The following is a 25033-nucleotide window of genomic DNA, read 5'->3' as shown; positions in this document are numbered from 1 at the left end:
CAGGCGCCGGGGGGCCGGGCCGGGGTCGCCCCGGCCGCCCCGGTCACAAAGTCAGCTGTCCTCGGTCAGCGTGATCGCCGCGGTGGGGCAGACGGCCGCCGCCTCGCGCACGGCGTCGTGCTGTTCCGCGGCGGGCTCGCTGTCCAGGAGGGTGACGATGCCGTCCTCGTCGCGCTGGTCGAACACCTCGGGTGCGGCCAGGACGCAGGCACCGGCGCCGCAGCACCGGTCCTCGTCGACACTGAGCTTCACGGCCTTCGGCGTCATGAGGGCTTCCCTTCTCGCGGTGCGGGGGTGTGCGGTGGCGTTCACCAGGCGACGGGGACTTCGCGCAGGCCCCCGACGAGCAGCCCCTCGGTCTTGCGCAGCTCGTCCACGGGGACGGCCAGGCGCAGGGTGGGCAGGCGGGTGAGCAGCGTCTCCAGGACGACCTGGAGTTCGGTGCGGGCCAGGGCCTGGCCGAGGCAGGAGTGCGCTCCCGCGCCGAAGGTCAGGTGCGGGTTGGGCGAGCGGGAGAGGTCCATGTCGTCCGCGCCGGTGAACGCCTGCTCGTCGCGGTTGGCGGCCGGCATGCTGCAAACGACGGTGCTGCCCGCGGGCACGGCTTGGCCGTCGATCTCGATGTCCTCGCTGACGTAGCGGCGCAGACCGAATCCGAGGTTGGTGTCGAAGCGCAGGGACTCCTCGACGGCGGTGCGTACGACGGCGGGGTCGGCGAGCAGCTTCTCCCAGCGGGCGCGCTCGCCGAGCAGCATGGAGACCATCTTGCCGATCATGTTGGCGGTGGTCTCGTGACCGGCCACGAGCAGGCCCATGCCGGTGGCCACGAGTTCGTCGTCGCTCAGTCCCCCGCCCTCGGTCTCGCCCTCCCGGATCAGCATGCTGAGGATGTCGTCGGCGGGGGCGGCACGCTTGGCGTCGATGTGCGCGGACATGTAGGCGACGAAGTCCTCGTGCGCCGACTGGATCTCCTCGGCGGTGTAGCGGGTGACGCTCAGGAACGCGTCGGACCAGTGCGAGAACCGGTCCCGGTCGGCGGCGGGGACGCCGAGGAGGTCGCAGATCACGTAGACGGGCAGCGGGAAGCCGAGGCTCGCCCGCAGGTCGGCCGGGGCGCCCTGCTCGACCATCGTGTCGATGAGCTCTCCGGCGAGGCGGGCCATGCCGGGGCGCAGGGCAGCCATCCGTTTGGCGGTGAAGTACCTGCCGACGCGGCGGCGCCAGCGCTGGTGCGGCTCGCCCCGGTCGGGCAGGGAGAGGGTGCTGCCGGTGGCGGCGGCCCCGCCGACGCCTTCGGGCGCCACACGGGCGGCGTTGTCGGCGGCGGTGGGCCGGACGAACCTGGGGTCGGAGAGCATCCCTTTGACGTGGTCGTAACGGGTCAGGTAGATCGCCTCGTCGCCGCTGGGCAGGGTGGCGTGGGCGACGGGGCACCGGCTGCGGAGCCGTTCCCATTCGGCGGGCGGCTCCAGCGGCCCGTCCGTCGGCAGGGGCAGGCGTACGACCTGGTCGGACATCGTGTGTCTCCTCGTGAAGTGCGTGAAGAGCGGTGGGGGGAGTGCGCGGGGCGGGGCTCGCGCACCGTGCTGTCGAGTCCGGGGTTCGGGGGTGGCGTGGCTCCTTTCGTCGCGGGCCGGCGAGGTGGTCTCAGGCGCGGGCCGGGGAGGTGACCTCAGGCGCGCGCGGCGGCCGTGTCGTCCTCGCCCTCCTGGCCGGCGGGCGTCCGCAGGCCGGGGACGGACTGGGTACGGCGCGGGATGGCCAGGGTGAGCAGGGCGGCGGCGACGGCCACGGCGGCACCGAGCCCGTAGGCCACGCGGAAGCCGTTCTCGGTGGGGAAGGTGTACGGGCCGACGCTGTGGGTGAGCTGCGCGAGGACGACGCCGATGACCGCGCTGGACAGTGAGGTGCCGATCGCCCGCATCAGGGAGTTGAAGCCGTTGGCGGCGGCGGTCTCCGAGTGCGGGACCGCGCCCATGATCAGGGCCGGCATGGCGCCGTAGGCGAAGGCGACGCCGGTGCTGATGACACAGCTCGTGACGAGGATGCCCGGCGCGGAACCCATCAGCACGAGGCCGAGTCCGTAGCCGAGGGCGATCACGAGGGAGCCGAGCAGCAGCGAGGTGCGCGGGCCCCAGCGGGCGGAGATCTTGGCGCCGACCGGGGAGAAGAGCATCATCGCCAGTCCCGCCGGGGCCATCCACAGACCGGCGGCCAGCATGGACTGCCCCAGGCCGTAGCCGAGTTGTCCGGGCAGCTGGAGCAGTTGCGGGGCGACCAGGGACTGGGCGTACATGGCGAATCCGACGACGACGGACACGGCGTTGGTCACCAGGACCTGGGGGCGCGCGGTGGTGCGCAGGTCGACCAGCGGGTCGGTGGTGCGCAGCTCGAACCAGCCCCAGGCGAGCAGCAGCACGACACCGGCGGCCAGCAGGCTCACGGTGGTGGCGCTGCCCCAGCCCCAGTCCGCCCCCTTGGAGACGGCAAGGAGCAGGGCGACCAGCCCGGCGGAGAGTCCGAGGGCGCCGGGTGCGTCGAAGCGGCCCCGCGCGGTCGGCGGCACCGTGGGAACGCAGCGGGCGAGCGCCACCCCGATGACCGCGCTCAGCGCGGCGGAACCCCAGAACAGCACGTGCCAGTCGAAGTTCTCGGCGACGGCGGCCGCGAGCGGCAGGCCGAGGGCGCCGCCGATGCCGAGCGAGGAGCTCATCAGGGCGACGGAGGAGCCCATGCGTTCGGCGGGCACCACGTCGCGCAGGGTGCTGATGCCCAGCGGGACGATGCCCATCCCGATTCCCTGGAGGGCGCGGCCGACGATCATCGGGGCCAGCGAGTCCGACAGTCCGCAGATCACGGAGCCCGTCACCAGCAGTGCGACACAGCCGAGCAGCAGGCGGCGCTTGCCGTGCAGATCGCCCATCCGCCCGATGACCGGGGTGGCCACGGCACCGGTGAGCAGGGTGACGGTCAGCACCCAGGAGGCGTTCGAGGCGGACGTGCCGAGCAGTTCGGGCAGTTCACCGATGAGCGGCACGACCAGGGTCTGCATGAGGGCGGCCACGATGCCCGCGGCGGCCAGGACCGTCACGGTCGCGCCGGTGCGCGGCCCGGCGGTGCGCGGCCCGGCGGGTGAGGAAGGGCTCATGCAGTGCACCGTACACCCAAAGTGCATGATGCACTTTGAGTGCAGGATGCTTCAATGGTGGGCGAAGCCATTCGGACAGCGGGGGCGTGGTGCCTGCGGACATAGGGTGGACGGCGAAGCACTCGTACCTTCGGGAGGACAGCGTGGACGCGCAGCAGGCCGGCGGCCATATCGAGCGTGAGCTGCTCATCCTCACGCGGCACCTGGAGATGGCCTCTCCGCGCCGGGTGCGCAGCGACGGCGACGCGCTCGACCGCAGCGCCTACGTTCTGCTCAGCCGCCTGGAGGTCCAGGGGCCGATGTCCGTCCCCGATCTCGTCGAGGCGTTCGGGCTCGCGCCCTCGACGTTCACCCGCCAGACCGCGGCTCTGCTGCGGGAGGGCCTGGTGGAGCGCACGCTCGACCCCAACGGCAGCGTCGCCCGCAAGTTCCGCGTCACCGAGGAGGGCCTCAAGCGGCTGCGCGCCGACCGCGACGCCATCACCACGGGGCTGGCCAGGGTCTTCGTCGACTGGCCCGCGGACCGGCTCGAGCGTTTCATCGGGGACCTGGAGCAGTTCAACACCGACATCGAGCGGCTGACCGGACGGCCCTGGCCGCGCTGACCGGCGCGCGGGAGCGATCGTCCGGCTGGTGGCGGGCGGGTCCCGCGGCGGTTCCGGCCGGTGACGGGCGGGTCCCGCGGCGGTTCCGGCCGCCAACCGGGCCAGGCTCGCGGACCGTTCCGGCATGGCGGCGGGCCGGTCGCACTATGTGTCTGAATCCTGATCCTGGCAACCGGACCCGGCGGGAGTGACCTGTTCCTGGCGGCCGGGCCAGGCGGGAGAGACCTGATTCTGGCAGCCGGGCCAGGCGGGAAAGACCTGTTCCTGGCAGCGGTACCAGGCAGGAGTGACCGTGAACCGTTCCATTCCGCAAGGCGCCCCGGGCCCGGCGTCCGCCCGCGCGGGCCACGACGTCTCAGACCAGCCGGGCGTCATCGGCATCGCGCTCGCCGCCGTACTGACGGCCGCACTCGCGCAGGGCTCATGGCAGTGGTTCGCCACGTACATCGGGGCGACGCTGCTCGCGGTGGTCCTCTCCTTCTACCGGCTGCCGACGTGGACGCCAGGGCTCCGCTCCGCATACGCACGGAACCTGACGGCGTACGCCCTGGTCGTCGGCCTGTGCGTGGCGGTCGCGCTGGCTCCCATGCTCCAGCGCTGGGCGTGGCTCTTCCCGATGCCGGGCACCCGGGAGAGCTGTCCCGCCGTGGGCGCCTACGCCGCCCTCCGGGCGGAGGCCGCGCTCGCGGACCTGGCCGGCCGCGACGTCACCGCCCTGGCCCGCGCGCGCGACGTCCAGAGCCACGAGGCCGTCGCCGACTGTCTGTCCGCCACCACGACCCTGTGGCTGCCGGTCTACGCGGCCGGGGCGGCGGTGCTGGTGGCCCTGAGCGCGTGGACCGTCGACCGGGTCCGGGCGCGGAGGGGGCGGCCGTGACCGGCCGGGGCGGAACGAACCCGCGCACAGCGCGCGGCCACCGGTGACGCACCATCGGGTCGGCGTACGGCGGGTCGGCGTACGGCGGGTCGGCGTACGGCGGGTCGGCGTACGGCGGGTCGGCGTACGGCGGATCAGCGCACCGTGGGTCGGCGCACCACGGGCCGGCGCACCACGGCCGGCCCTCAGAGCTTCGGCACCACCGGCTCCGGGAGCTTCGCGGCCCAGCCCCCGAGGACCTTGACGGCCACGGCGCGCAGTTCCTCCCCGGCCGGTTCCTCGCGCAGGGTCCGCTGGTCCGCGGGCCGTGCGAGTTCCCGGTAGAAGCGGAGGTCCTCGAAACCCCAGGCCGCCACGTCCCGGCTGGTCGCCGCGTACACGAGCCGGGGGATACGGGCCCAGTAGCAGGCGGCCAGGCACATCGGGCACGGCTCGCTGCTGGTGTACACGACGCCGTCCTCGAACAGGTGCCGTCCCAGCTCCTTCCCCGCGCTGCGCAGCGCCATGACCTCCGCGTGGGCGGTCGGGTCGCGCAACTCCACGACCCGGCTCGTCCCTTCGCCGACGATCGCCCCGTCCACGACGACGACCGCGCCGAAGGGCGTCTTGCCCTCGTCCTCCAGCGCGGGACGGGACAGGGAGATCGCTCGTTGCAGGAACGTCCGGTCGACGTCGTTCAGGGCTGTCATCGCGTGATCGTCCCACGCGCGCGGGACGGGTCCCGGGGCGGGCCGCGCCCATGGCGCCGGGGACGCCGCCGGGCGTGTCTCAGTGGTGGTGGCCGTGCCTCCCGAGGCTCCGCACGGGCGTCGCGCCGGGGCGGGTCCACTGCGGTACGGGGCGGCTGGTCGGGCCCCAGGTGGCGTTGGAGTCCGTGTCCGAGCGCCAGGACCAGCACGCGTCGCGCCCCTCGGGCCATCCCTCGGGGTTGTCCTCCCACGCCTCGCCGCGGCCGTAGGGTGTCAGGTCGAGCAGGCCGAGGGAGCCGTTGACCCGCTCGTTGCCGCGGCCCGTCGTGGAGTAGGTGAGGAACACCCGGTCGCCGTCGCGCAGATACGAGGTGAGGTAGCCCATGTCGCCACCGGCCGGACCGGCCACGTCGCGCACCGAGTACCAGGGCTGGGTGTAGCCCATGAACGCGACGTAGGCGGCCACTTCCGCCCAGCGGCCCGTGGTGACGACGGCGAACGAGACGCCGCGGGCGTTGAGATAGACGGCGTCCTTCAGGTGCCAGGCCGTGGTGGTGCAGCCCTCGCACTGCCCCTGGTGAGGTGTGTCGTCGTACCACATGTGCTTGTAGACCACGAGTTCGTCGCGGCCCTGGAACAGGTCGAGGAACGGGACCGGGCCGTCGGGTCCGACGACTTCGGCCTTGCCGTCGAACTCGACCATCGGCAGCCTGCGGCGGGCCGCGGCGAGGGCGTCGCCCTCGCGGGTGTGGGCCTTCTCGCGGAGCAGCAGCTCGTCGCGGGCGGTCTGCCAGGTGGCCAGGTCGACGACGGGCGGTCGGCCGGAAAGCGCGGTGGTCCGGTCGTCCGGCGTGGCTGTCATGGTGTCCTCCGTGGTGTCGGTCTCGTGCGCCGGGCGCGTCGGTACGGCGCTCCGCGGCGGTCACCGGAACAGACTCCCGGGCGGACCGGAACTCATCGCGTGTCCGCAACTCATCGGGTGTCCGGAACTCATCGCATGTCCGCGCCCCGCCCGTCCCGCGTCCGCAGGAACGACGTGCCGGGCAGCGCCCCGCCCGGCGGACGGGCGGCCTCCGCCGTGGCGGGCCGGACGGACAGGAACAGGGATCCCGTGGCGGGCCTCGCGTCCTGCCAGCTGTTGCGCGCGGCGTCCGTGGCGTCGCCGAGGACCGTGTCCCTGCCGTTGCCGACGGCGACGTTGTCGTGCAGGACCGCGGCGGCCGTGGGCAGGGAGAAGCCCGTGGCGCCGTTGCGGTAGGCGGTGTTGTGGGTCAGCCGTAGCCGGCCGGGGTTGTTCTCGTCGGTGAAGCCCGCTCCCCGGTTGTCCCAGGCGGCGTTGGAGCGCACGACGTGGGCGACGGCCACCGGGGTGTCGCCGCCGCCGAAGGTGAAGCCGTCGCCCCCGCCCTTCCAGGTCGTGGTGTTCCAGCGGTTGACGCCGTTGCCGAAGGACCAGTTGTCCTCGACGGTGACGGGCGAGGTGAACTCGCCGAAGTCGAACCCGTCGTTGGCGTTGTGGTACGAGCGGCAGCGCCGTACGACGTTGCCCGCGCCCGAGCCGAACTTCACCGCGAGCCCGATGCCGGCGCCGCCGCTCGCCGTGTCGTCGTGGTTGTCGAAGAAGTCGCTGTCGAGGACCTGGTTGGCGATCGTGCCGGACCCGCGCAGGGTCAGTCCCGAGCGCTTGTTGCCGTGCAGCGACAGCCGCCGGAAGACGTCGTGGCGACAGGACAGGCACGCGTACGCATGGCTGGCCGAGCCCATGAACTCAAGGCCCTGGACGGTCCAGTGATCGGCCCGCTGGGTCACCCCCCATTTTCCCTCGGGCAGGCCCGACAGGTCGAAGACGGGCTTCTCGCCCCGGTAGTTGCTGAGGGTGATCCGGTCGCGGGCCGTGCCGCTGGTCTCGATGACCACGGGCTCCGTCGGCCGGTAGACGCCGCCGCGCACGGCGATGGTGTCCCCCGGGCGCACCGCTCGCACGGCCGCGGACAGGGTGCCGTAAGGGTGCGCGCGACTGCCGTCGCCACGGTCGGAACCGGCGGGCGACACGTAGACGGTCGCCGAGGTGACCCCGTACGCGGGTGCCGGGCGCCGGGCGGCCTCGGTGTCGCCGGGGCGCGGTGCCCCGGTCCCGTACGGAGCCCGGGTGCCGCTCGGGTCGCTCTGCGCGCGCGGGGCGCGGTGCCCGTCGTCCGGCCGGACGGACACGTGGACCGCCCAGGTCAGGCCGCCGAGCACGAGGGCCCCGGAGGTGACGGCGGCGGCCGTCTTCAGCGACGCGTGGTGCAGCAGCGGAACGCCGTGCGCCGGTGGGGAGACCAGGTGCGCCGCGGTGGCGCCGCCGTGGAACCCGGACCGGACGACTTCGGCGAGGACGACGGGGACCGGGACCAGGCCGACGCCGAACAGCAGCCGCTCCGGAGTGACGAGACCTTCGTGATGGGTCCGGCAGCGGGGACAGTCCCGCAGGTGCCGGGTGAGACGCTTGCGCCAGACCGGGGCGGTGCTGCCGTCCCAGCCCTCCAGCACCGCCGCCAGGGCGGGGCAGCGCGGGGTGGCGCGCAGCGCCCGCACCAGCGCGCGTGCCGCGTCCAGGCGCCGCCGCAGCCGGTGCAGCCGTACGGCCGCGTGTGCGGTGCTCACCGAAAGGGCGGCGGCCAGTTCCGCGCGGGTGAGACGGCCGGCCGCCTCCTGCCACCACAGGGCGAGCAGCGGCCGGTCGTCCGCCTCCAGCCAGCGGCAGGCGAGGGCGAGCTCCTCCCGCTGGCCGGTCAGTTCGAGCACCGCCACCGCGCGGTCGGCGAAGTCGGGGGCGGCGGGGCCGGGCGGGAGGTCCGCACCACCGGCCGGCGGGCGGGCGGTGCGCCGCCGCAGATGCTGCTGGATCTCGCGGTAGGCGATGGACACCGCTCAGGAGCGGAAGCGGGCGGGGTCGCGCAGTCCGGGCAGGCCGCGCACCACGTGCAGCATGGTGTTCTGGACGACGTCGTCCACGTCGCAGGAGGCCGGCAGGGCGCGTCCGACGATGTTGTAGACGAGCGGCAGGTGCGCCGCCACCAGCTCGTCGCGTGCCCGTACGTCCCCGGACTGGGCGGCCAGCACCAGCCGTGCCGTCTCGGTGTGTGCCGCGGACGGCTGGCGGAACGCGTGCGTGCGGCCCTCGGGCATGGTGACGACTTCCCTGCGGCAGGCGGGCGGAGCACACCCGGCTCGTTCGACTTGCCGAACACCGTTCGCGGCTCAGGCGATGAGCATTCGATCGTCAGGGACACATCAAAAGCGTCGGCAGTATTCCACACCGGTGACGGCCCGGTGAAGCGGCGTGCGGCACCCCGCTTCACCCGGCCGCACACGCCGATCCCGCCGATTCCGCGGATTTCTGTAATCCCGCCGCTCCCCCCGCATCTACGAGGACGACAGCGGATCTCCCCCGTCCCCGTCAGGGCCACGCGCCCGCCCGGGATCCCCCTCCCGAAGGAGTTGTCTCGTGTTACAACGGCCCCCCGCGTCCGCGCCGAATCTCCCGTCCCTCCCCCGCCCCCGGCCGGGGCAGGCCGGACCGTACACACGCCGCGGCACCGCCGTGCTGCTGGCGGCCGGTCTCGCCACCGCGTCCGGCGTGCTGGCCGCGCCGCCCGCCGCGGCGGCGGCGCCCGCCACGGGCATCGCGTACCAACTCGTGGTCAGCAAGAGCAAGATGTGCATCGACGTCCCCGGTGCCGCCACCGCGGACGGGACGCTGCTCCAGCAGTGGGGCTGCACGGCGAACTCGAACTGGCAGCAGTTCACGCTCGCCGACGCGGGCAGCGGGCGCTACCGGATCAAGAACGTCAACAGCGGCAAGTGCGTCGGCGTGCCCGGCTCCTCCACCACCAGCGGCACGCAGCTCGAACAGCGGACGTGCTCGGACAGTTCCACCGCCCAGCAGTGGACGCTCGCCGCGAGCGGCACCGGCACGTACCAGATCGTCAACGTGAACAGCGGGCTGTGCGCCAGCGACAAGGACGCCTCCACCGCCAGCGGCAACCCGGTGATCCAGGAGACGTGCACCGCCAACAGCAACAAACAGTGGGCGTTCAACACCGTCGGGGCGACCACCGTCGCCAAGGACGGCAGCGGCCAGTACACGACGGTCCAGGCCGCCGTCGACGCGGTGGGCACGGGCAACTCCAGCCGGGTGACCATCACCATCGCCCCCGGCACCTACCGCGAGCAGGTCAACATCCCCTCGAACAAGCCCTACATCACCCTCCAGGGCACCGGCGGCTCCCCTGCCGACGTCGTGATCGTGAACAACCGCAACGCCGGGGACTACGGCACCTCGGGCAGCGCCACCGTGGTCGCGCAGGGCGCCGAGTTCCAGGCGACGAACCTGACCCTGTCGAACGACTTCGACGAGAACACCTCGGACACCGGCGACCAGGCACTGGCGCTGTACCTGAACGCCGACCGGGCGCGCCTGACCAACGTCCGCCTCCTCGGCGACCAGGACACGTTCCTGGTCAACGACGCGGCCCGCGTCTACGTCAAGAGCTCCTACATCGAGGGCACCGTCGACTTCATCTACGGCGGAGGCATCGCCGTCTTCGACTCGTGCAGCATCTACGAGAAGCGGAGCACGGGCGGCCCCATCACGGCGGCCAGCACCGCGGCCGAGAAGACGTACGGGTTCCTGTTCTACAAGTCGTCGATCACCGGCGCGACCAACAACACCACCCAGCTCGGCCGCCCCTGGCGCGCCAACGCCCAGGTGCTGTACCGCGAGTCGACCCTGTCGGCGACGATCGCCACCGCCCAGCCGTGGACGGACATGTCGACCAACTCGTGGAAGAACGCCCGCTTCCTCGAGTACAGGAACACCGGCGCGGGCGCGACCGTCAACTCCAACCGCCCCCAGCTCAGCGACGCGCAGGCGGCCAACTACACCCCGGCCAAGTACCTGGCGGGCTCCGACGGCTGGAACCCGGTCGGCTGACCTCCCCTTCTCCGGGCTTCTCAAGAACGAAAGGAACGACACGTGAACCGACCGAACCTGCGCCGCCTGGCGCCGCTGGTCGCGGGCATCCTGCTCGTGGTGCTCGGCCTGGCCTCGGGCAGCACCGCGGCCCCCGCCCAGGCGGCGGCCCTCCCCGCCGCCGGCGGCACCTATCAGGTGGTCGTCACCAAGAGCGGCATGTGCATCGACGTCCCCGGCGCCGCCACCGCCGACGGAACACCGCTCCAGCAGTGGGGCTGTACGTCGAACTCGAACTGGCAGCAGTTCCGCCTCACCTCGCCCAGCAGCGGCCGCTACCAGCTCGTGAACGTCAACAGCGGCAAGTGCGTCGGCGTGCCCGGCTCCTCCACCACCAGCGGTACGCAGCTCCAGCAGACCACCTGCTCCAGCTCCAGCACCGGCCAGTTGTGGACGCTCACGGCCAGCGGTACCGACACCTTCCAGATCGTCAACGTGAACAGCGGGCTGTGCATCAGCGACAAGGACGCCTCCACGGCCAGCGGCAACCCGGTGATCCAGGAGACGTGCACCGCCAACAGCAACAAGCAGTGGGCGTTCCGGGACGTCGCCGCCCGCACCTGGCCGAACACGGCCGACGGGTTCGCGTCCACCGGTGGCGGCACCACCGGCGGCGCGAGCGGCACCACGGTGACCGTCACCAACTACACCGACCTGGTGAAGTACGCGACCGCGAGCACCCCGTACGTGATCAAGGTGTCGGGCGCCATCACCGTCACCCCCTACGGTCACGAGATCCCCGTGACGTCGGACAAGACCATCATCGGCGTCGGCACCTCCGGCCAGATCGTCAACGGCGGCTTCGGCCTGAGCGCGGGCGTCCACAACGTCATCATCCGCAACCTCACCATCCGTGACACGCGCATGGCCGACGACGACCCCGACGACAAGGTCTACGACTACGACGGCATCCAGATGGACACCGCCGACCACGTCTGGATCGACCACAACACCATCGTCCGGATGAACGACGGTCTGATCGACAGCCGCAAGGACACCAGCTACCTGACCGTCTCCTGGAACCAGCTCGGCGAGGACAACAAGGCGTTCGGCATCGGCTGGACGGACAACGTCACCGCCCGGATGACGATCCACCACAACTGGATCCACGACACCAACCAGCGCAACCCCAGCATCGACAACGTGGCGCTGGCCCACCTGTACAACAACTACCTTCAGAACGTGACCTCGTACGGCAACCTCTCGCGCGGGTCGTCGAAGACGGTCATCGAGAACAGCTACTACAGGAGCGTGGCCAACCCGTACTACAACGACACCACGGCCGCCTCGCTCACCCAGACCGGCAGCGTCTGCGTGAGCTGCACCGGCAAGGCGCAGACCTACGGGACCACGTTCAGCCCGAGCAGCTACTACTCCTACACGCTGGACGCGGCGGCCGACGTCCCCGCGCTGCTGGCCACGTACTCGGGTCCGCAGGCCAACATCGGTACGTGAGGGGTCAGTCCCGGGGCCGTGCGGCTGCCGTGACCAGTCGCCGGATGTCCTCCAGGTCGGCCTCGAACTCGGCGGTGAGGTCGAGGGGCAGGTCCAGCCAGGGGGCGAGTCTGGCGTGGCCGGGCAGTTCACGGTCCGGGAGTTGACCGCGCCGGCCGCGGGGGTCGAGGGTGCCGGCCGCGAAGCGGCCCGAGGCCTCCGAGGCGGCGAACCCGATGACGAACGTACTGACCAGGCGCTCGAGGCGGGGTACCTCGGACTCCGGTACCCCGGCCTCGATCAGGGCCGAATAGATGACGTCCACCACGCGCACGGCGTCCTCCGTGACGGCGGGCCGCGAGAAGAGCAGGTGCGCGGCCCAGGGGTGGGCCCGGGACACGTCCCGGCAGGCGTGGGCGAGGGCGCTGAGCCGTTCGTCCCACGTCTGCTCCCCGGTCGTGTCCGGCGGCGGCAGCACTGCCGCCAGCAGACGCCCGACCATGCCGTCCAGCAGCGCGGCCTTGTCCTTGACGTGCCGGTACAACGCCATCGGCGTGACGCCCACACGGTCGGCCAGCGCCCGCATCGACACCGCGTCGAGGCCGCGCTCGTCGGCGATGGCCAGCGCCGCGTCCAGAATCTCTTCCCGCCTGCCGCTCATGGGTCTACAGTGTAGACGTATACGCCGTACACAGAGCTGCGGCGTGGGCGGGAGGGGGAAGGATGCTCAAGGCGGACGAACTGGTGAAGTACTACGGGCGGCGCCGCGCGCTCGACGGCTTCACCCTGACGGTGGCGCCCGGCGAGATCGTCGGCCTGATCGGCCACAACGGCGCCGGCAAGACCACCTTCGTCGAGATCGTCACCGGTCTCGTACGACCCGACGCGGGCCGGATCCGCATCGGGACGCACGACGCGCTGCGCTCGGGGCGGACCGCACGACGGCTGCTCGGCGTGGCTCCGCAGGAGACCGCCCTGTACGGCAGCGTCAGCGCGCGGGAGAACCTGCGGCTGCTCGCCGGTCTCGCGGGACTGCGCGGCCGGCGCCGGGACGCCGAGATCACCGCCGTCCTGGAGGAGCTGCACCTGACGGCCGTCGCGGACCGGGCCGTGGGCGCCCTGTCCGGCGGGCAGCGCCGCCGCGTCCAGGCGGCCACCGCGATGGTCGGCTCGCCGCCGCTCCTGCTGCTGGACGAGCCGACCGCCGGGGCCGATCCGCACACCCGCTCCGCCCTGCTGGCCGCGGTCAGGGCCCGCGCCGAGGCGGGCGCCGCCGTGGTCTACACGACGCACTACCTGCCCGAACTCGTCGACCTTGACGCGACGTTGGCGCTCGCCCGGGCCGGACGGGTCGTCGCGCGCGGTACGCAGCGGGAGCTGACCCGGGACCTGCCCGGCGAACTCCGGGTCACCTTCGCCGACCCGGCCGAACCCGAGCTGCGGATGCCGACCGTGGATCCCGGCGCCGACCTGGCGGCCCTGCTCGCCGAAGGCCGCACCCCCGCCTCCGTCGACGTCCGCCGCCCCGGGCTGGACGACCTCTACCAGCGCCTGGAAGCGACAGCGGACGAGCGGCAGCCGGAGCGCCACGATGCCGCAGCGTGATTCCGCCACCCGTCTGATCGCGCTGGTCCGCCACAACGCGCTGCTGATGCTGCGCGAGCCCGGCCCGCTGCTGAGCCGCCTGATCATGCCGCTCGTCTTCCTCATCCTGCTGCGCCCGCTCTACCTGGCGGCGCAGGGCCGGACCGCCGGCACCGAACAGGCGGTCGTCGGCACCCTGGTCACGTTCTCGCTGCTCGCCCTGAGCATCTCCGGCGGCGCGATCCTCACCGAACGGCTCGGCCGCACCTGGGACCGCCTGCGCGGCACGCCCCTGCGTCCGGCGGAACTGCTCCTCGGCAAGGCCGTCCCCGTCTACGCCGCCCTGCTGGCCCAGCAGTTGCTGATCACCGGCTTCGGCGTGTACGTCTTCGGGCTCCGCGTCCCCCACCCGTTCCTCCTCCTCATCGTGCTGCTGAGCTGGAGTTGCACCCTGCTCGGCCTCGGCGCGCTGCTCGGCGTACTGGTCCGCAGCATGGGCGGGCTGTCGGCGGCCTTCGACATCGGCGGCATGCTGCTCAGCAGCGTCGGCGGCGCGCTCGTCCCACTCGGCAGCCTGCCGCCCTGGGTCGCGGCCGTGGCCCCGGCCTCCCCCGGCTACTGGGCCGTCCACGGCCTGCACGCCGCCCTCACCGGCGACGCCCCCACCGCGACGACGGCCTGCGGCATCCTCGTCACCGTGTCCCTCCTCTGCGGCACCCTCGCCGCGCTACGCCTGCAGGGCCGCAGCAACCGCCTGGTGGCCCTGTAGAAATCCCTGATGTCCGGAAAGGGACCGCAGCGGACGTCCAGGGGGACGGTGCGGAAAAAGTTGTCTGCGCGCAGGTTGACACGCCGGGGGATACAGGGGTCAGCCGTTTGGGGGAGGGTAGTGTGTTCGAGGCTTGAACGACCCGCCGCGTGAACCGCGGTGGCGACTGCGATGGGCACGTCGTCCGTCCGAGCCGCCCGCACGCGACCTCGGAAAGTGGAGTTGATGAACGTGTCGACCGGCGGCAGACAGCTGCGGAGTCGGGCCACCATAGCAACCCTCGTCTCCGCGATCGTCCTGATACCCGGGCCGAGTTACGCGGCCCCCGGCGAACCCTCCCCCGGCGGCGACAAGTCGATCGAGGACATCCGCACCGAACTGGACGGCCTCTACCGCGACGCGGAGGTGGCCACCGAGGCCTACAACGCCGCGAACGAAAAGGCGACCAAGCAGGAGAAGCGGCTCAAGTCCCTCCGCAAGGACCTGGCCAGTGCCGAGAGCCGGGTCGACGACCTGCACGATCTCGCGGGCGCGGCCGCCCGGACGCAGTACCGCGGGGGCGACCTCGCCGCCACGGGCATCCAGTTGCTCCTCGGCGAGCACCCCGACCAGGCCCTGGACGAGGCGTCCCAGGCCCGCCAGGCGATGCGCGGCCTGGTCAACGTCTCCGAGACCCAGAAGGCCGCCCGCGCGGAGCTGAGCCGGAAGACCGACTCCGCCGCGGAGGAGCTGCGCAAGCTGCAGAGCACCCGCACGGACAAGGCCAAGGCGAAGAAGAAGATCGAGGGCAAGATCGCCGACGCCGAGCAGATCGAGTCGGGGCTCGAGAAGGAACAGACCGTCAAACTGGCCCAGTTGGAGAAGGACCGGGCCAAGGAAGCCAAGTCCAAGTGGACGGGCTCCGACACCGGGACCGGCTCGGGCGGCGGCGGTACGAAGGCGAGCGGCGCAGCCGGCAAGGCCGTCGACTTCGCCATGGCGCAGATCGGCAAACCATACGTATGGGGCGCCGTCGGCCCCTCGTCGTACGACTGCTCGGGGCTCACCTCCACCGCGTGGGCTGCCGCGGGGCACCCCATACCCCGTACGTCCCAGGCGCAGTGGCAGGGACTGACCCGGGTCGGTCTGTCGTCCGCGCAGCCCGGAGACCTGATCATCTACTACAGTGACGCCACCCACGTGGGCATGTACATAGGCGGCGGGCAGATCGTCCACGCCCCGCGGCCCGGCCGCAACGTCACCATCGCACCCGCCGCCGAAATGCCCATTCTCGGTGTTGTCCGACCCGGAGTCTGAGCGCATGTCCCACTCGCTGACCCCTCGCGAAGAGGGGAAGAACCTGCCGGCGCTCAGCGCATCGCCGCTGATCCGTCTCGACGCCTACGTGGCCGAGGACGGTTCGACGGTGGTCAACGGCCACCTGCTCGAGATGGGCGGCAGGCGGCCGCCCAACGAGGCCATCCTCGATGCCGTCGCCATGTTCGCCCGCACCCTCGGCGCCCCGGTGGCGGCCACCGTCATCGACCGCACCGTGATGCAGGTGGCGCGCCTGCGGGTGTACCCCGACGGTTCCAGCCGGACCATCGCCGACGAGGACGACCTGCCGCCCGGCCTCGAACGCACCGCCGCGGAAGAGGCGGCCTTCCCTCCGCTCGCCCGCGTCGAGCGGATCATCCAGCACGCCAAGCACGAGGAGCTGCACGCCGCGTTCGTCCTGGCCAGCGCGCTACGGGAGCACCTGACGCTGCGCCGGGGCCCGGAGGACGAACTCTCGCTGGAGGCCCGCGCGATCGAGGCGTACCTCGCCTATCTGCGCAACGACTACACGCTCTCCATCACCCTCGCGCTGACCGTCGCGCGCATCCGCTGCCGCACCGACCTGACCCGGGCGGCGCCCGACGTGGCGCGCGCCACCGCGGCGTGGCAGCGACTGCTGGACGAGGGACAGGTGGCCACCCGGGGACAGGAACTGCTGCACATGTGGGAGCAGTTGTCCGCGGAGGGCGTGATGCTGGAACCGGCCCACCAGGCCATGGCGCAGACCGTGCGGACCCGGCTGGAACAGGGCGGCCAGTCCGTACCGGCCCCGCCCCCGGTACCGGCCGTGACCGCGGGCGAGCAGCCCCTCGCCCCCGAGGACAAGCCCCTCAAGCCCGCGCGGCGGGGACTGCGGCGTTTCACCCGGCGGGCCGGCCGGCCCGCCGAGCCCTCGTCGTAACCCCAGCGATCACCACGATCGCCTCGACTACCGCGACTACCGCTGCCCGAGGCCGCCGATCATCAGGTCGAGGGTGAAGTCGAACCGGTCGTGGCCCTCGCCCGCGGTGAGTTCGGCGGCGTGGCGGGTGGTGTGGGGGAAGGCCGCGGCAGGCAGCGTGGCGAGCCGGCGCCGCAGTTCGTCGCGGTCGACGACCCAGGCGGCGTCGTAGTCCGCCGACCGCTGACGCACGACGGACACCTCCAGGCAGTAGGCGGCCACGTACAGCAGGAGCGCGTCGACGGCCCAGGTGGCGGCCTGCGGGGCGACGCCGCCCGCCAGCAGGATCGCCAGCATGCCTTCGCTGACGCGCAGGGTCTCGAGGTCGGTGGGGGCCATGGCGAGCGCGGCACGCGAGATGCCCGGGTACTTCAGGTACTGGTCGCGGATCTGCGCGCACACCCCGCGGATCTGCTCCCGCCAGGCACCGGCGTCGGGCTCCGGCAGGTCGAGCCGGGTGCACAACCGCCCGATCAGCAGCTCGTCAAGGTCGGCCTTGTTGACGACGTGGGCGTAGAGCGAGGCGGGCCCGGTCTCCAGCGCACCGGCCAGCCGGCGCATGGTCAACGACTCGTAACCTTCCGCGGCGACGAGACCGAGTGCCGTCTCGACCACCTGCTCCACGGTGATCGGTGCCTTGCGGCGCCGCGGCCTGGTACCGGCCTCCGCCGGGGCCTCGGGGTTCGGCGGCTGATGGCGCGCCGCACGTCGCTCTCTCGGATTCACGGGACCACTATAACTTGACACGAACAGCGTTCGTTCGTAGAACAGCGTTCGTGACATCACATGCGAAGCAGGACATGAGCGTGGACGCGACCCCGGGCGTCGACGTGGAGACAGACACCGGCATAGGCATAGGCACAGGCACGGACGTGACCGTGGTCGGGGCCGGGCCCGTGGGTCTCGTGCTCGCCGCCGAGCTGGCCCTCGCCGGGGCGACGGTGCAGGTACTGGAGCGCCTCACCGTGCCCGACCCGGCGATGAAAGCGGGGGCGGTCAACGTGCCGACGGCCGAGGCGCTCGACCGCCGCGGTCTGCTGCCCGCGGCCGAACAGGTACAGCGGGAGACACTGCGGCGGGTGGGCTCGTTCGCCCCCGCGGCGGCCGACGGCCGGTCGACCGGCAAGGGTGGTCTGGCGCGCGGCAAGAGCGGACAGGTGCGCGGCGACAGCGGGCAGGCGCGCGGCGACGGCGGGTCGGCGGCCGAGCCGCGGTTCACCGGACACTTCGCGGGGATGACCCTCGACCCCGGCCTCGTGGACTGGTCCGACCCCGATCTCGCCGCGCACGCCGCGGTCGACGGAGCCAGGATGGTGCCGCAGCGCGAGCTGGAACGGCTCCTGGCCGACCACGTCGCGCGGCTCGGCGTACCCGTGCACCGCGGGGTCGAGGTCACCGCGCTCGAGGACACCGGCGACGGCGTGCTGGTCGGCACCAGCGCCGGAACGGTGCGCACCGGATGGCTGGTCGGGTGCGACGGCGGACACAGCACCGTACGCCGCCTCGCGGGCATCGGCTTCCCCGGCACCGACCCCGAACTCACCGGCCACCTGGCCCTCGCCGACATCGCCGACCCGGAGAAGCTCGCGAGCGGTTGGGCCTGGTCCACCCGCGGGGCCTACCGTTACGGGCCGCAGCCCGGTCGGATCGTCACCGTGGAGTTCGGCCGCTCCCCCGCCGACCGCTCGACCCCGGTCACCCTCGACGACGTACAGGCCAGTCTGCGCCGGGTCTCCGGCACCGACGTCACCCTGACCGCGCTCCGGGGCAACGCGACCCGCTGGTCCGACAACGCCCGCCAGGCCGACGCCTACCGGTCGGGTCGGGTACTGCTGGCGGGCGACGCCGCGCACGTGCACGCGCCGTTCGGCGGCCAGGGCCTCAACCTGGGCGTCGGCGACGCGATGAACCTCGGCTGGAAACTCGGCGCCGTGATCGCCGGGTGGGCGCCCGAAGGACTGCTCGACACCTACGACACCGAACGCCGCCCCCTCGGCGCCTGGGTGCTGGACTGGACGCGCGCCCAGATCGGCGTACTGCGCCCGGATCCCAAGTCGGCCGCGCTGCGCGAGGTCGTCGCGGACCTGCTGAGCACCCCGGCGGGCACGACGTACGCGGTCAAGAAGATCTCGGGCGTCACGCAGCGCGTCGACCTGACCGAGGGCGGGCTGTCCGACAACCATATGCCCCACTCCGGCCTGACCGGCCGGTTCGTCCCCGATACGCGGCTGCGGGACGGTTCGCGTCTCGCCGACCACCACCACGGCGGCGGCTTCCTGCTGCTCGACCGCACCCCGGACGGCGCGTTCGCCCGCCTCGCCGCGGCCTGGCCCGCACGGGTGCGCTGCGTGCGCGACGGCCACGCGGCACCGACCGGGATGCTGGTACGCCCTGACGGGGTGGTCGTCTGGGCCACCGACCTCACCCACGGCACCGATGCCGTCGACAGCGCGGCCTTCACGAGCCTCGACGCCGCCCTTCGCCGATGGGCCGGCGAACCGTCGAGGAAGACAGCGCCGCCCCTTGGCGGTTGAGGGCCTAGCAAGGACAAGGCCGGGAACGAAGCCGAGGACGAAGGTGATCGCGGGATGAAGGCGGTGCGGTTCATGAAGGCGGTGCGGTTCCACGAGTACGGCGGGATAGATGTACTCCGGGTGGAGGAGGTGCCGCGTCCGGCAGCAGGTCCCGGCCAGGTGCTGGTCGAGGTCCGCGCGGCCGGGATCCAGCCCGGCGAGGTGATGATCCGCGCGGGCGCCCGGCACGGGCGCTGGCCTGCGACGTTCCCCTCCGGGCAGGGCAGTGATCTGGCGGGCGTCGTGGTGGAGACGGGTGCGCAGGTACGGGGCTTCGCGGTGGGCGACGAGGTGCTCGGCTTCACCCACGACCGGGCGAGCCACGCCGAGTTCGTCGTGGCGGAGGACGTGAACGTGGTTTCCCGGCCGGAGGGGCTGCCCTGGGACGTGGCCGGGTCGCTGTACGTGGCGGGCACGACGGCGTACGCCACCGTGTTCGCGGTCGACCCCGGGCCGGCCGAAACGGTCGTCGTGTCCGGGGCCGCGGGCGGCGTCGGATCCCTCGCCGTACAGCTCGCCCGGCGGCGCGGCGCCACGGTCATCGGGCTGGCGAGCGAGCGGAACCACGGCTGGCTGAAGGACCGCGGCGTCACCCCCGTCGCGTACGGGGAAGGCGTGGCCGAGCGGATCCGGCAGGCCGCCGGCGGGAGCGTCGACGCGTTCATCGACACGTTCGGCGACGGCTACGTGGACCTGGCGGTGGAGCTGGGCGTGCGGCCCGAGCGGATCGACACGATCCGCGACTGGCAGGCCGCGGCCCGGGTCGGCGCGCGGACCTACGGAGAGGGCGCGGCGGCGTGCGCGGTCGTGGTCGGCGAACTCGCCCGGCTCGCCGCGCGTGGCGAACTCGAAGTCCCGATCGCCCGCACCTATCCGCTGGAGCAGGTGCGGGACGCCTACCGAGAGCTGGAGCAGGGGCACACGCACGGCAAGATCGTGCTGCATCCTTAACGCCCCTCACCTCCCCCAATCTCTGCGGGCCCGAGTCCCCACACACTCAAGTCGCCCTCACACGCCCGCCATCATCCCCGTACTCAAGTCCCCTCGTACAAAGGACCTGTTGCAAAGAATCCGTTGCAACAGGTCCTTTGCACGGCTACATTGGCTCACATGAACGAGCCCCAGGACCCCCAGGTCCACAGTCTCGACGCCCGCTCCCTGCGTGGGCTCGCGCACCCCCTGCGCATGCGCCTGCTGGACGCGCTGCGCTTCGACGGCCCGGCCACCGCCTCCCAACTCGCCGCGAAACTGAGCGAGTCGAGCGGGGCCACCAGCTACCACCTGCGACAGCTCGCCGCGCACGGCTTCATCGAGGACGCCCCCCAGCGGGGCAAGGGGCGGGAGCGCTGGTGGAAGGCGGTCCACCAGGGCCTGCGCTTCGACGACGCCCTGCTCACGGACGCCAACCCGGACGTACGCGGCGCCGCCGACCTGTACCTGCACGAGGTGGCCACCACCCAGACCCGCGACCTGTCGACCTGGCTCGGCAACCGCCAGTCCTGGCCGGAGGAGTGGAACCGCACCTGGGACATGAGCAGCGCGACGCTCCGGCTGACGCCCGAGCTGACCCGTGAACTCGTCGCGAAGATGCACGCGCTCATCGACACCTACCGCGACCGGGCCGCCGACGAGGACGACACCGACACCGCCCAAGTCCGCATCCATACGCACGCGTTCCCGCTCACCACGGAATGAGAGGCCACAGCCCGATGCACCCCGAGATCCACCTCGCGCTGCACCACGTCCACGCCGTCGAACTCCGCGCCGAGGCCGACGCGCACCACCGCGCCGCCGCGGCCCGGCGCCGCCGGCGCTCCCAGCACCTCCGCACCCGCCTCGGCTGGACCCTCGTAGAGGTCGGCCTGCGGCTGGCCGCCACGCCCCGGACGGCAGCCACGGCCGTGTAGACACCGCGATCGCCCGAGTCGGTGCAACCCCCCGAAGCGGCAGGCGGGTTGCTCGTGCGGCGCCCACAGGATCACGCGCTTCAACTTCGGCTCGCGCCCTCCAGCATCCGTCTCACCACCGCTTCGCCTCGCTCAGGCTCTTCGTCGAGCCACGTGCCGAGGTGTTCCGTGACGGCCGCCGCGACGCGTTCGTGCACCGCGTCGCCGGCCAGTCCGCCGCGCGTGGCGCCCTCGAACTCGGGCCGCTCCAGCTTCACCGACACGACCGCCGTCAGCCCTTCGCCGATGCGGTCGGCGGTGAGGCGGCCCGGTTCCGCCGCCGTCAGCAACCCCCGCCTCCGCGCGTACGCGTCGACCGCGGCCGCCGTCCCGGCCCGGAACCCCGACTCGTGCGTACCGCCCTCAGGAGTGGGCCGGCTGTTGGCGAAGCTGCGGACGCGCTCCTCATGGCTGCCGCACCAGCGCACGGCCACCTCGACCGTCCCCGCCATCCGTGGGTCGGCGCGCTCGAAGCAGAACACCTCGGCGTGACCGCTCTCGTCCGGCTGAGGGGACGGCGTCCCCGCCCCTAGGCGGTCGAGGTGAGTGACGAAGTCCGCCGCCCCGCCCGGGAATTGAAAGCGTTCCGACCGCGGCTCGTGGTCCTTGGGGCGCTCGTCGGTGAGGGTGACGTCGAGCCCCCGGTTCAGGAAGGCGAGCCGCCTGAAGTGCTCAGCCAGTACGGCGTACGAGAGGTGCGTCGTCTCGAAGATGTCGGCGTCGGGCCGGAAGGTGATGATGGTCCCGCTCCCGATCCCGATCGGGCTCCCGATCCCGATCGCGCTCCCGGTCGCGCTCCCGGTCGCCGGTCCTACGGGGCTCGGCGGTGCGACCGCGACGCCGCGCGCGTACTCCTGGACCCAGCGCACTCCGTCGCCGCGCCGGACCTCGGCCGTCAGACGGCTCGACAGGGCGTTGGCGACGAAGAGGCCGTTGGCGAACAGGCGCACGGTCGTGGCGTACCGGCCGCTGAGCTCCGCCTCCGCGGGCATGCTGGTCAGCAGGGCCTCGATACCGGGACCGCCGGTGTGCCCGGCGGCTTCGACCGGGACACCCTGGCCGTCGCCGGTGACCCGCACGCCGCCGTCGGGCGTGAGGATGACGGCGACGGAGCCCGCGCGACCGGCCAGCGCCTCGTCCACCACCCAGTCGGTCACCCCGAACGCCCAGCAGTGCAGGCCCCGTTCACCGACCGAGCCGACCCACATCCCCGGCCGCTTCCGCACGGCTTCCCGCCCGTCCAGCACCTCGATGTGGCTGGTGTCGTATCTGGCGTCATGCATGGCGTCGTGCCTGGCGTCACTCGCACTCACGAAGTGCCCCCTCCGATGGCGTCGCTAGAGCCTCCAAGGCTAAGCGAACCGCCGGAAATCAGCAGGTCAGAGGGGGTATTCAGAAGGCACGGAGGGGCGCGTGGGCGGCCGCCCGAGCGTGGTCGGCCGCTGCCCGCACCGACCGCGTGAAGTCACGGCCGGGCCCCCGCCCAGCCCGCGCACGGACGCGTTACGCACGCCTCCGAGGCCATCGATTCCAGCACTCGGCGCCACCGCTTCCAGTACTCGCCGCGACCGGCTCCCGTACTTGGTGGCGCCGATTTTCGTGCCCGTCCACCTCGCCGTCCCCCGTCCGGCGACCGTGCTGGCGCCGTCCCCGGTCACCGTCGTCGCCGTCCCGCGAACGGGAGGGGTCGTCCCAGCGGCGCCGACGGCAACGGGACGGTGAATTCTCGGCTCAGTTTCCGCCCGTACGGTCGGCCTGGGGGGCGGCCGCGGCGCAGTCGGCCGGCGGGTGTCCCAGGGCGGGGCGCATCGGCGGCAGGCCCGTGCCGGTGCCCGCGTGGGCCTGGTGCAGGACGCTCAGTGTGTCGGCCAGCGTCCGGGCGGCGTCCTCGGTCAGCGGCGCGAGGTACGCCTGCTCGGCGGCGAGGCGGGCCTGCTCGGCGTCGCGCAGGCAGGCGGCGCCGACCTCGGTGAGGGTCACCACGTTGCGGCGGCGGTCACGTGCGCTGCGTCGGCGTTCCACCAGGCCACGGTCCTGCAAGTCGTCGATGACGGCGACCATCGTGGTGCGGTCCATGCCGATGGCCGAGGCGAGCTCGTTCTGCGACCGCTCGGCCGCGTCCGCCGCGATCACCGACAGCACGCCCAGCTCCCGGGGATGGATCCCGAACGGTTCCAGGGCGTCGCCCATGAAGGCCGCCAGTTGCAGCCACGCGTGTTTGACCAGGTACCCCAGCCGCAGCGTGAGGAGGTCGGACAGGTCGGCATCGTCCGTCATACCGGTAGCGTATCCTGTACCTGATAATCAGCGATACTGACGATTGAGCGCACCGCCACGGGATACCCGTAGCGCGCGGACGTGTCGACACACAGGACCGGGCGATGCCGGGACACCGACGTCCCCTCCCCCCGACCATTCCTGTGCCCGCCTCCGCGCACGTGTCCCCGGCTCCACCAGGCCGGGACACGGTGCACCGCCCCGCGCTGCCGCCCGCAGCGCACACCCTCAGCTAAGGAAAGCGACGTCCTCGAAATGAGCGACTCCATACCCGCCGGCGCCACTCGGACGGCGCCGGGTCCACGCACCTCCGCCCCGGCGGCCGAGGCACCCGACCCCCGACGCTGGTGGGGCCTGGTCGTCATCGCCCTGGCCCAGCTGATGGTGGTCCTGGACGCCACCATCGTGAACATCGCGCTGCCGTCCGCGCAGACGGACCTCGGCATGTCGGACGGCAACCGCCAGTGGGTCATCACGGCCTACACCCTCGCCTTCGGCGGTCTGCTGCTGCTCGGCGGCCGGGTCGCCGACCTCGTCGGCCGCAAGCGCACCTTCATCATCGGCCTGATCGGCTTCGCCCTGGCCTCGGCGGTCGGCGGTGCCGCGACCGGCTCCGGCATGCTCTTCGCCGCCCGCGCGGCGCAGGGTGTCTTCGGCGCGGTGCTCGCCCCGTCCGCGCTCTCCCTGATGACGACGACCTTCACCGACCCGCGCGAGCGCGGCAAGGCGTTCGGCATCTACGGCGCGCTCGCCGGTGCGGGCGGCGCGATCGGCCTGCTCCTCGGCGGCATCCTGACGTCGTACCTGAACTGGCGCTGGTGCCTGTACGTCAACATCCCGATCGCGATCGTCGCGGTCATCGGCGCGGTGATCCTGCTGCACGACCGGCCGGGCCACAAGGACGCCAGGCTCGACGTGCCGGGTGTCATCCTCGGCTGCGGCGGCCTCGTCGCCATCGTCTACGGCTTCTCCGAGGCCGAGCCGCGCGGCTGGGGCGACTCGATGGTCGTCAGCCTGATCGTGGGCGGCGTCGTCCTGCTGCTGGCCTTCGTCCTGTGGCAGGCCCGCGCGAAGTCCCCGCTGCTGCCGCTGCACATCCTGCGGGACCGCAACCGGGCCGGCTGCTTCCTGACCATGGGCTTCGCCACGATCGGCATGTTCGGCCTGTTCCTGTTCATGACCTACTACCTTCAGGGCATCCTCGGGTACTCGCCGGTCAAGACCGGGCTCGCGTTCATGCCGATGTCCGTCGCCATCATCATCGGTTCCACGCAGATCTCCGCCCGGCTGCTGCCGCGCGTCCCGGCCCGTGCCCTCATGGTCCCCGGCATGCTGCTGGCCGCCTGCGGCCTGCTGATCCTGACCCAGCTCGGCGTGGACTCCGCGTACGCCACCCACGTCCTGCCCGCCGAGCTCATCATGGGTCTGGGCATGGGTCTGACGTTCATGCCGGTGTTCTCCACCGCGACGCACGGCGTGCGCCCGCAGGACGCCGGTGTCACCTCGGCCATGGTCAACACCTCGCAGCAGGTCGGCGGTTCGCTGGGCACGGCCCTGTTGAACACCATCGCCACCTCGGCGACCTCCACCTACATCGGCAGCCACCTCACCGACCCGTCGCGCAAGGCGCAGGTCGTGGCCGCCGGCGTGGTGCACGGCTACACGCACGCCATCTGGTACGCGGTCGGCGCGATGCTGCTCGCCGGCTGCGCCGCCGCCCTCCTGGTCAACGCCAAGCCCGTCTCGCACGGCGACTCGGCGGTGCCGAACGCCGCGCACTGACCCACTCGGCGCCCGCCGGACCGGCGGGCGCCGCACGTCGGACATGCCGCTGCCCCGCTCCGTACGTAACGGAGC

24 protein-coding genes are annotated in these 25033 nt (G+C 72.4%); 13 read left to right on the top strand and 11 right to left on the bottom strand.

What is annotated here, in order from left to right; genetic code table 11:
• Positions 1–51: 51 nt before the first annotated feature.
• From ACFV6E_RS40575 to ACFV6E_RS40565, 3 genes are all read right to left on the bottom strand, one after another.
• Positions 52–267 carry a ferredoxin gene (locus ACFV6E_RS40575; RefSeq protein ID WP_385177770.1) on the bottom strand — a complete coding sequence of 72 codons (216 nt, stop codon included), beginning with the start codon at positions 265–267 and terminating at the stop codon, positions 52–54.
• Between the two features lie 41 nt (positions 268–308).
• Positions 309–1517 (bottom strand): cytochrome P450, encoded by a 1209-nt coding sequence (locus tag ACFV6E_RS40570; RefSeq protein ID WP_385468635.1) that lies wholly within the window; start codon positions 1515–1517, stop codon positions 309–311.
• 155 nt (positions 1518–1672) lie between these two features.
• Positions 1673–3148 carry an MFS transporter gene (locus ACFV6E_RS40565; protein WP_385171978.1) on the bottom strand — a complete coding sequence of 492 codons (1476 nt, stop codon included), beginning with the start codon at positions 3146–3148 and terminating at the stop codon, positions 1673–1675.
• Positions 3149–3291: 143 nt separating this feature from the next.
• Between ACFV6E_RS40565 and ACFV6E_RS40560 the strand changes: the two genes are divergently transcribed.
• The gene (locus ACFV6E_RS40560; RefSeq protein WP_385171980.1) at positions 3292–3753 is read left to right on the top strand and encodes a MarR family winged helix-turn-helix transcriptional regulator; all 462 of its coding nucleotides are present in this window, start codon (positions 3292–3294) and stop codon (positions 3751–3753) included.
• A gap of 292 nt (positions 3754–4045) precedes the next feature.
• The gene (locus tag ACFV6E_RS40555) at positions 4046–4630 is read left to right on the top strand and encodes a hypothetical protein (protein ID WP_385171983.1); all 585 of its coding nucleotides are present in this window, start codon (positions 4046–4048) and stop codon (positions 4628–4630) included.
• 185 nt (positions 4631–4815) lie between these two features.
• Here the strand turns inward: ACFV6E_RS40555 and ACFV6E_RS40550 are convergent, their stop codons facing one another.
• The 4 genes from ACFV6E_RS40550 to ACFV6E_RS40535 all read right to left on the bottom strand — a co-directional run bounded on the left by ACFV6E_RS40550 (position 4816) and on the right by ACFV6E_RS40535 (position 8490).
• The gene (locus ACFV6E_RS40550) at positions 4816–5319 is read right to left on the bottom strand and encodes a nucleoside deaminase (RefSeq protein WP_385171986.1); all 504 of its coding nucleotides are present in this window, start codon (positions 5317–5319) and stop codon (positions 4816–4818) included.
• Positions 5320–5398: 79 nt separating this feature from the next.
• The gene (locus tag ACFV6E_RS40545; RefSeq protein ID WP_385171988.1) at positions 5399–6181 is read right to left on the bottom strand and encodes a DUF899 family protein; all 783 of its coding nucleotides are present in this window, start codon (positions 6179–6181) and stop codon (positions 5399–5401) included.
• A gap of 128 nt (positions 6182–6309) precedes the next feature.
• Positions 6310–8229, bottom strand: coding sequence for a hypothetical protein (locus ACFV6E_RS40540; RefSeq protein WP_385468633.1), 1920 nt, complete (start codon positions 8227–8229; stop codon positions 6310–6312).
• A gap of 3 nt (positions 8230–8232) precedes the next feature.
• Complete coding sequence (locus ACFV6E_RS40535; RefSeq protein ID WP_385468630.1) at positions 8233–8490, bottom strand: RNA polymerase sigma factor; 258 nt, start codon at positions 8488–8490, stop codon at positions 8233–8235.
• 319 nt (positions 8491–8809) lie between these two features.
• On the opposite strand from ACFV6E_RS40535, the gene ACFV6E_RS40530 reads away from it, so the two are divergent.
• Positions 8810–10297, top strand: a complete 1488-nt coding sequence (locus tag ACFV6E_RS40530; RefSeq protein WP_385468627.1) for a pectinesterase family protein — start codon at positions 8810–8812, stop codon at positions 10295–10297.
• 42 nt (positions 10298–10339) lie between these two features.
• Positions 10340–11791 carry an RICIN domain-containing protein gene (locus tag ACFV6E_RS40525; protein WP_385468624.1) on the top strand — a complete coding sequence of 484 codons (1452 nt, stop codon included), beginning with the start codon at positions 10340–10342 and terminating at the stop codon, positions 11789–11791.
• Between the two features lie 4 nt (positions 11792–11795).
• Here ACFV6E_RS40525 and ACFV6E_RS40520 read toward each other — a convergent pair whose 3' ends face one another.
• Positions 11796–12431, bottom strand: coding sequence for a TetR/AcrR family transcriptional regulator (locus ACFV6E_RS40520; RefSeq protein WP_385468621.1), 636 nt, complete (start codon positions 12429–12431; stop codon positions 11796–11798).
• A 62-nt stretch (positions 12432–12493) separates the two neighbouring features.
• Between ACFV6E_RS40520 and ACFV6E_RS40515 the strand changes: the two genes are divergently transcribed.
• The 4 genes from ACFV6E_RS40515 (at position 12494) to ACFV6E_RS40500 (ending at position 16341) form a co-directional block, all read left to right on the top strand.
• Positions 12494–13375 (top strand): ABC transporter ATP-binding protein, encoded by an 882-nt coding sequence (locus ACFV6E_RS40515; RefSeq protein WP_385468618.1) that lies wholly within the window; start codon positions 12494–12496, stop codon positions 13373–13375.
• Positions 13362–14123, top strand: a complete 762-nt coding sequence (locus tag ACFV6E_RS40510) for an ABC transporter permease (RefSeq protein ID WP_385468615.1) — start codon at positions 13362–13364, stop codon at positions 14121–14123. Before ACFV6E_RS40515 ends, ACFV6E_RS40510 begins: the two co-directional genes overlap by 14 nt.
• Before the next feature lie 225 nt (positions 14124–14348).
• Positions 14349–15419: an NlpC/P60 family protein gene (locus ACFV6E_RS40505; RefSeq protein WP_385172007.1), complete on the top strand. Its 1071-nt coding sequence runs from the start codon at positions 14349–14351 to the stop codon at positions 15417–15419.
• A gap of 4 nt (positions 15420–15423) precedes the next feature.
• Positions 15424–16341: a hypothetical protein gene (locus ACFV6E_RS40500; RefSeq protein ID WP_385172009.1), complete on the top strand. Its 918-nt coding sequence runs from the start codon at positions 15424–15426 to the stop codon at positions 16339–16341.
• A gap of 36 nt (positions 16342–16377) precedes the next feature.
• Here ACFV6E_RS40500 and ACFV6E_RS40495 read toward each other — a convergent pair whose 3' ends face one another.
• Positions 16378–17106, bottom strand: coding sequence for a TetR/AcrR family transcriptional regulator C-terminal domain-containing protein (locus tag ACFV6E_RS40495; protein ID WP_385172012.1), 729 nt, complete (start codon positions 17104–17106; stop codon positions 16378–16380).
• A 146-nt stretch (positions 17107–17252) separates the two neighbouring features.
• On the opposite strand from ACFV6E_RS40495, the gene ACFV6E_RS40490 reads away from it, so the two are divergent.
• The 4 genes from ACFV6E_RS40490 to ACFV6E_RS40475 all read left to right on the top strand — a co-directional run bounded on the left by ACFV6E_RS40490 (position 17253) and on the right by ACFV6E_RS40475 (position 20860).
• Positions 17253–18914: an FAD-dependent oxidoreductase gene (locus ACFV6E_RS40490; protein WP_385468641.1), complete on the top strand. Its 1662-nt coding sequence runs from the start codon at positions 17253–17255 to the stop codon at positions 18912–18914.
• A 72-nt stretch (positions 18915–18986) separates the two neighbouring features.
• A complete protein-coding gene (locus tag ACFV6E_RS40485) occupies positions 18987–19904 on the top strand; it encodes an NADP-dependent oxidoreductase (protein WP_385468638.1) in 918 nt (305 codons plus the stop codon).
• 159 nt (positions 19905–20063) lie between these two features.
• Positions 20064–20648 carry an ArsR/SmtB family transcription factor gene (locus ACFV6E_RS40480; protein ID WP_385468613.1) on the top strand — a complete coding sequence of 195 codons (585 nt, stop codon included), beginning with the start codon at positions 20064–20066 and terminating at the stop codon, positions 20646–20648.
• Positions 20649–20662: 14 nt separating this feature from the next.
• Complete coding sequence (locus tag ACFV6E_RS40475; RefSeq protein WP_385468610.1) at positions 20663–20860, top strand: hypothetical protein; 198 nt, start codon at positions 20663–20665, stop codon at positions 20858–20860.
• Between the two features lie 80 nt (positions 20861–20940).
• On the opposite strand, the gene ACFV6E_RS40470 is transcribed toward ACFV6E_RS40475, so the two are convergent.
• Positions 20941–22182, bottom strand: coding sequence for a DNA gyrase subunit B (locus ACFV6E_RS40470; protein ID WP_385468607.1), 1242 nt, complete (start codon positions 22180–22182; stop codon positions 20941–20943).
• Positions 22183–22630: 448 nt separating this feature from the next.
• A complete protein-coding gene (locus tag ACFV6E_RS40465) occupies positions 22631–23176 on the bottom strand; it encodes a MarR family winged helix-turn-helix transcriptional regulator (RefSeq protein WP_385172023.1) in 546 nt (181 codons plus the stop codon).
• A 255-nt stretch (positions 23177–23431) separates the two neighbouring features.
• Between ACFV6E_RS40465 and ACFV6E_RS40460 the strand changes: the two genes are divergently transcribed.
• Positions 23432–24958, top strand: coding sequence for an MFS transporter (locus ACFV6E_RS40460; protein ID WP_385172025.1), 1527 nt, complete (start codon positions 23432–23434; stop codon positions 24956–24958).
• The last annotated feature ends 75 nt before the right edge of the window (positions 24959–25033 follow it).

The sequence above is a fragment of the Streptomyces sp. NPDC059785 genome, from assembly GCF_042732375.1.
Lineage (GTDB): Bacteria > Actinomycetota > Actinomycetes > Streptomycetales > Streptomycetaceae > Streptomyces.
Note: the sequence above shows the minus strand (reverse complement) of the source record. Positions and strands in the feature narration are given on the sequence as shown.

What these genes read in the sequence shown, in the direction of transcription:
- ACFV6E_RS40575 (WP_385177770.1), bottom strand. Translation starts at nt 267, where the DNA reads ATGACGCCGAAGGCCGTGAAGCTCAGTGTCGACGAGGACCGGTGCTGC.
- ACFV6E_RS40570 (WP_385468635.1), bottom strand. Translation starts at nt 1,517, where the DNA reads ATGTCCGACCAGGTCGTACGCCTGCCCCTGCCGACGGACGGGCCGCTG.
- ACFV6E_RS40565 (WP_385171978.1), bottom strand. Translation starts at nt 3,148, where the DNA reads ATGAGCCCTTCCTCACCCGCCGGGCCGCGCACCGCCGGGCCGCGCACC.
- ACFV6E_RS40550 (WP_385171986.1), bottom strand. Translation starts at nt 5,319, where the DNA reads ATGACAGCCCTGAACGACGTCGACCGGACGTTCCTGCAACGAGCGATC.
- ACFV6E_RS40545 (WP_385171988.1), bottom strand. Translation starts at nt 6,181, where the DNA reads ATGACAGCCACGCCGGACGACCGGACCACCGCGCTTTCCGGCCGACCG.
- ACFV6E_RS40535 (WP_385468630.1), bottom strand. Translation starts at nt 8,490, where the DNA reads ATGCCCGAGGGCCGCACGCACGCGTTCCGCCAGCCGTCCGCGGCACAC.
- ACFV6E_RS40520 (WP_385468621.1), bottom strand. Translation starts at nt 12,431, where the DNA reads ATGAGCGGCAGGCGGGAAGAGATTCTGGACGCGGCGCTGGCCATCGCC.
- ACFV6E_RS40515 (WP_385468618.1), top strand. Translation starts at nt 12,494, where the DNA reads ATGCTCAAGGCGGACGAACTGGTGAAGTACTACGGGCGGCGCCGCGCG.
- ACFV6E_RS40510 (WP_385468615.1), top strand. Translation starts at nt 13,362, where the DNA reads ATGCCGCAGCGTGATTCCGCCACCCGTCTGATCGCGCTGGTCCGCCAC.
- ACFV6E_RS40505 (WP_385172007.1), top strand. Translation starts at nt 14,349, where the DNA reads ATGAACGTGTCGACCGGCGGCAGACAGCTGCGGAGTCGGGCCACCATA.
- ACFV6E_RS40500 (WP_385172009.1), top strand. Translation starts at nt 15,424, where the DNA reads ATGTCCCACTCGCTGACCCCTCGCGAAGAGGGGAAGAACCTGCCGGCG.
- ACFV6E_RS40485 (WP_385468638.1), top strand. Translation starts at nt 18,987, where the DNA reads ATGAAGGCGGTGCGGTTCCACGAGTACGGCGGGATAGATGTACTCCGG.
- ACFV6E_RS40480 (WP_385468613.1), top strand. Translation starts at nt 20,064, where the DNA reads ATGAACGAGCCCCAGGACCCCCAGGTCCACAGTCTCGACGCCCGCTCC.
- ACFV6E_RS40475 (WP_385468610.1), top strand. Translation starts at nt 20,663, where the DNA reads ATGCACCCCGAGATCCACCTCGCGCTGCACCACGTCCACGCCGTCGAA.
- ACFV6E_RS40470 (WP_385468607.1), bottom strand. Translation starts at nt 22,182, where the DNA reads ATGCATGACGCCAGATACGACACCAGCCACATCGAGGTGCTGGACGGG.
- ACFV6E_RS40465 (WP_385172023.1), bottom strand. Translation starts at nt 23,176, where the DNA reads ATGACGGACGATGCCGACCTGTCCGACCTCCTCACGCTGCGGCTGGGG.
- ACFV6E_RS40460 (WP_385172025.1), top strand. Translation starts at nt 23,432, where the DNA reads ATGAGCGACTCCATACCCGCCGGCGCCACTCGGACGGCGCCGGGTCCA.